General features: G+C 63.6%; 4 protein-coding genes. All 4 read right to left on the minus strand.

The genetic code is table 11. From position 1 onward, the window contains the following. On the minus strand, positions 1 to 250 hold a 250-nt coding region (locus LJE93_10075; GenBank protein ID MCG6949246.1), incomplete at its 3' end, for an alpha/beta hydrolase. A gap of 15 nt (positions 251 to 265) precedes the next feature. After that, complete coding sequence (locus tag LJE93_10080; protein ID MCG6949247.1) at positions 266 to 1,885, minus strand: FAD-binding dehydrogenase; 1,620 nt, start codon at positions 1,883 to 1,885, stop codon at positions 266 to 268. 197 nt (positions 1,886 to 2,082) lie between these two features. Further along, positions 2,083 to 3,009, minus strand: a complete 927-nt coding sequence (locus LJE93_10085) for a hypothetical protein (protein ID MCG6949248.1) — start codon at positions 3,007 to 3,009, stop codon at positions 2,083 to 2,085. 3 nt (positions 3,010 to 3,012) lie between these two features. Further along, the coding region (locus tag LJE93_10090; GenBank protein ID MCG6949249.1) for a hypothetical protein at positions 3,013 to 4,254 on the minus strand (1,242 nt) is incomplete at its 5' end.

Here is a 4,254-nt window from a genome sequence, read left to right on the forward strand (position 1 = left end):
TCGCCGAAAACCCACGCAACGAGCCAGTCTTCGAGGCGCCGACGCCGCGATAGTCCCAGGTGAGCGCGGTGTAGCCGGCCTCGGCGAGGCCTGCTGCGAAGTGGCGGTAGAACCGGCCCGGTACGGCGATTGCGGGGTTGACGACGACGGTGCGTCGACTCTCGGTGTCGGGTCGATACAGCGTGCCGCCAAGGGTGAAGCCGTCTCTGGCAGGAATTTCGACGTCTGTAGGCTCGAGGGTTCCGCTCATCGTGAGATCAGTGCCTCAACCGAGGGAGATGGCACGCCCTGCGAGCCGGCCGGTGAGCACGCAGCTGCCGAGGAATGTGCCCTCGAGCGAGCCCTTGCCGTGGATGCCGCCGCCGCCGAAGCCGGCGGTCTCGCCGACCGCGTAGAGGCCGGGGATCAGCTCACCGGAAGTGTTCAGAACGCGGCTCTCGAGATCCGTCTGCACGCCGCCAAGGCTCTTGCGGCTGAGGATGTGCTCGCGGATGGCGATCAGGGGGTGGGCCTTCGGATCGTCGATCGCCTGGAAGGCGCAGGTCCTGAGGCGGTCGGCCTTGTATTCGCGGGAGGTGGCGATTCGCCGCAGCTGTTGATCCTCGAAACGGTCCGGACCGAGGGAGACCTGCCCGTCGAAGGCCCGGATGTCGGCCTCCATGCGCTCGCGATCGATCGACACGCCTTCGAGCGACAGAGCGTCCATCTTGTCCATCAGCTCGGAGAGGTCCTCGGCGACGACGAAGTCCTCCGACTCTCCGATCAGGCGCCGGGCCAGGGTCCGGTTGCCGAAGAGGACCTCCTTGACCAGCTGGAGCTTGCGTCGGTAGCGGAAGGCGGTCATGTAATCGCAGCCCGACACCGCCAGTTCCCTGATCGCGATCTTCCAGTTGAGGACCTGCCAGGAGTACTGCTCCGGAGTCCGGCAGATCTGTTCAACGACCCAGCGGGTGTCGCTGTAGCCCATCAGAGGTACGGGACCGAATCGGCGACCGCGGGCATCGAGCCACAGGGCCGAGCGGGGTGGTACCAGGCTGATGCCATCGGTAGGGGAGTCGGTCTCGCGCGAATGGACGCCCGCAGCGTAGTGCCACTGCTTGTCGAGGTGGGTGATTGCAGCGCCGTGGCGTGCCGCCTCGTCGTGCAACAGGCCATCGGCGAACCGGTGTGACCCGTTGAGAAGGGTCGGCGGGGGCGTGCCCCACGGCTGGTACCAGTTGGCCTTCACCTTGCTGAGGTCACCGCCGCAGATGCCGCCCGAAGCAAGGACCACCTGCTCCGCCTGCACCTCGAACTCGCCGCCGCCATTCTCGAGAACTCCGGCGCAGCCGGTGACCCGACCCTTCTCGACCAGCAAGTGCTCGACGCGGTGACCGTGGCGGATCTCCAGCTTTTTCCTGTGTGGATGGTTTTCAAGGGCGGCGATGATGGCCTCGATGATTGCGAAGCCGGTGCCCCAGGCGATATGCCAGCGGGGGACCGAGTTGCCCTGTTTGATCAGCCCCCTTTCGGCCCAGTTTACGAGAGGCAAGAAGGCGACGCCGCGTCGGGTGAGCCAGTCGAAGATCAGCTCGGTCGATCGCTCGACGTAGGTTCGGGCCCAGCGGCGGGGCCACTCGTCCCCCTCACCGAAATCGGCAAAGCTCTTCCAGTCCGACCACGCGAGCTCTGGGCTGTCGTCGAAACCGAGCTTTCGTTGGTACGGCGTGTCGACGAACATCACACCGCCGAAAGACCGCCTGGCGAGGCCGCCGAGCCGGTCCTCCGTGTCGCGATCGAGGATCAAAACCCTCAGGCCCCGATCCAGCAGCTCGTGTGCCGTGACGAGCCCTGCGAGCCCCCCTCCGGCGATGGCCACGTCAGATTGGAAACGTGCGATTGACATTGCTCCGAAATAGTACCCGTTCGGGCGCCGGAATCCGCATTTCGAATTTCGAATTTCGGATTCCCTGTCCACCCGCCCAACACAATCGAATTGTAGGCGGGTCCTTCAGGGTGCGAGAGACGAGCCTTCCAGACGCGATGGCTAGCCCTGAAAGACGCACCTGCAGTGGAACTGCCCGGGTTACTGCGGGAGGCCGTTCAGACAGCTTCCGACACCTCGGTGTGCTGGACCACCGGCTCCGGTCGGTGCTTCTTCCGACACCACCTGGGTTCGTCGAGCGCGTGGAAGGCGCTGACCTCGGCTCCCCAGAAACCGAGTTTGAAGAAGGCGCGAATCAACATCACGGTCTGCTGGGCGACCAGAAGAATGACGATCGCGAGCGCGGTCCCGGGCGTCCACAGCGATCGGATGAGCGCGTAAATCGCGTGCAGGGCGACTGGTAACAGGAGGAAGACGAGGTAGAGCGGGATGAAGAGCCCGGGCCGGCGGATCACCGTCCACCAGCCGCGGAAGAAGCCCTTCAGCATGGACCGATCGTCGTGTCGCGCGGCAGAAACGCGAGACAGATCGGCGGCAAGATCGAACGGCGACCACAACAGGATGAACACCGTGAAGGCAGCCAGTAAGCCCACGATGTCGTACCACCCATTCGCCTGCGTCTCGGCGAGCTTGAAGAAACCCTTGCGCAGGGCCACGGATCCGGCGCCGATGATGAGAGTCACGACCAACAGCGCACCGGCCGTTCTCAGGAAGCTGAAATAGTTGCGTCTGATGCCGACCCAGAATGGGCTTTCGTGTGGCCGCTCGAGCAGGGTCTCGACAATGCCCGCGGACAGCGCGACCTGCAGGAACAGGGTCAGCACGGCCATCACCACCAGACCGACCGTCACGATGGTGCTCAGTGCATCGTCAGGTGAGTCCCGGAACTCGGAGAACACGACGAACCAGTCTCCGGCGAGTACGCGATCGGAGAACAGCGAGCGTTCGATGGGGGACAGGTTGGCTCCCGCGATCAGCCCGATGACGAGCGCCGGGACGAGCGGCACCAGCCAGAGGGCAAGCACGAGCTTCTTGTGCCGGCAGGCGATGCGAAAACCGTGTCGTGCGATTTTGGTGGCTTGCATGTTTCACCCCACCATCGCTGTCAGCTGCAGCGCGTTCTGAAGCCAGAATATGAGATGGGTGATCATCTTGGCGACCGGCTTCCTATTCTTTTCAAGGCGACGTGAATTGTTGATCTGATCGACGTCGAGCACCATGAGGTGGTCGGGGTCGACCTCGGCCGAGACGAGCTTCGACGGACGCACCTCCAGGTACTTTTTCCAGCGACTTCTTCCGTCCCAGTGGTGGCGGATGGACTCACCATCCTCGAAGACGAGCTCGATGGTGACCGGGTGGATGAACTCGCCGCGGCGCTCGACCGTGATCTCGGTACGGTACATCGCGTCTTCGTCGACCTTCTCGTCGGTGTCGTCCGCGGCCTCGGAAGTGTCTTCATCCTCAGTTTCAAGCTGGTGTCGATCGGCAACTCCGAGCAGGGTCTTCTGACCGTCCTCGGCCCAGAACCAGCCGCGCGGGTCCTTGACCTTTCGCGAACGCGCTGTGCGGATGCGATAGTCGAGGTCGCGATCGGTGTGGAACGCCTGATCGAAAAACCAACCGATATCCTCGTTCGCCTCGTCGAGCATGATGCGCTTGAAGTCTTCGGTCGATGGGTGGCGGAAGCGCCAGGACTGGAAGAACCGCCGCATGGCGCGGGAAAAGGTCTCCTTGCCCATGAGATTCTGCAGGTGGAGGAGGGTGACTGCAGGCCTCGCATAGCTGTTGAGGCCGTAACTCCCGCCGGACCGAAAGGCCCACGAAGGTGTGACGATCGGGTCACTGTAATGCCCGTCGCCAAGCTGCAAGCGGTCGAGCTCGAAGGAGGTGGCCCTGAGGCCGAAAAACTGAATCATGTACTGGTAGTTTTCATCGACGACAATGGCCTCGTAGAACGAGTTCATGCCCTCGTCGATCCAGGATTCCTCGAACTCGTTCGATGCGATCATGCCCTGGAAGAAGTTGTGGCCGAACTCGTGGATCGTGACGGACTCCGCGGCCAGCACCTCGTCGAATCCGGGGATGCCGAGAACGGGATGCGTGCCGAGCGTGATGAAGGTCGGATACTCCATACCTCCCGCACCCATACCGCCGCGGGGTGGGTCGACCATCGTCAGGGTCTGGTAAGGGTAGGCGCCCAGCGGCAGTCCGTAGCCCCGGATGGCGGCCTTTGCGGCCTCCATGTAGCGATCGGCCTGGGCCCTATGGGCGGGCTGCAGCAGGAGCCGGATGTCGACCGGCTGCAGGCGCAGCTCTTCGGGCGGTACTCC

The sequence above is a fragment of the Acidobacteriota bacterium genome, assembly GCA_022340665.1.
Lineage (GTDB): Bacteria > Acidobacteriota > Thermoanaerobaculia > Thermoanaerobaculales > Sulfomarinibacteraceae > Sulfomarinibacter.

Excerpts from the sequence above, each read along its gene's own strand:
- LJE93_10080 (MCG6949247.1), bottom strand. The coding sequence starts at position 1,885 with ATGTCAATCGCACGTTTCCAATCTGACGTGGCCATCGCCGGAGGGGGG.
- LJE93_10085 (MCG6949248.1), bottom strand. The coding sequence starts at position 3,009 with ATGCAAGCCACCAAAATCGCACGACACGGTTTTCGCATCGCCTGCCGG.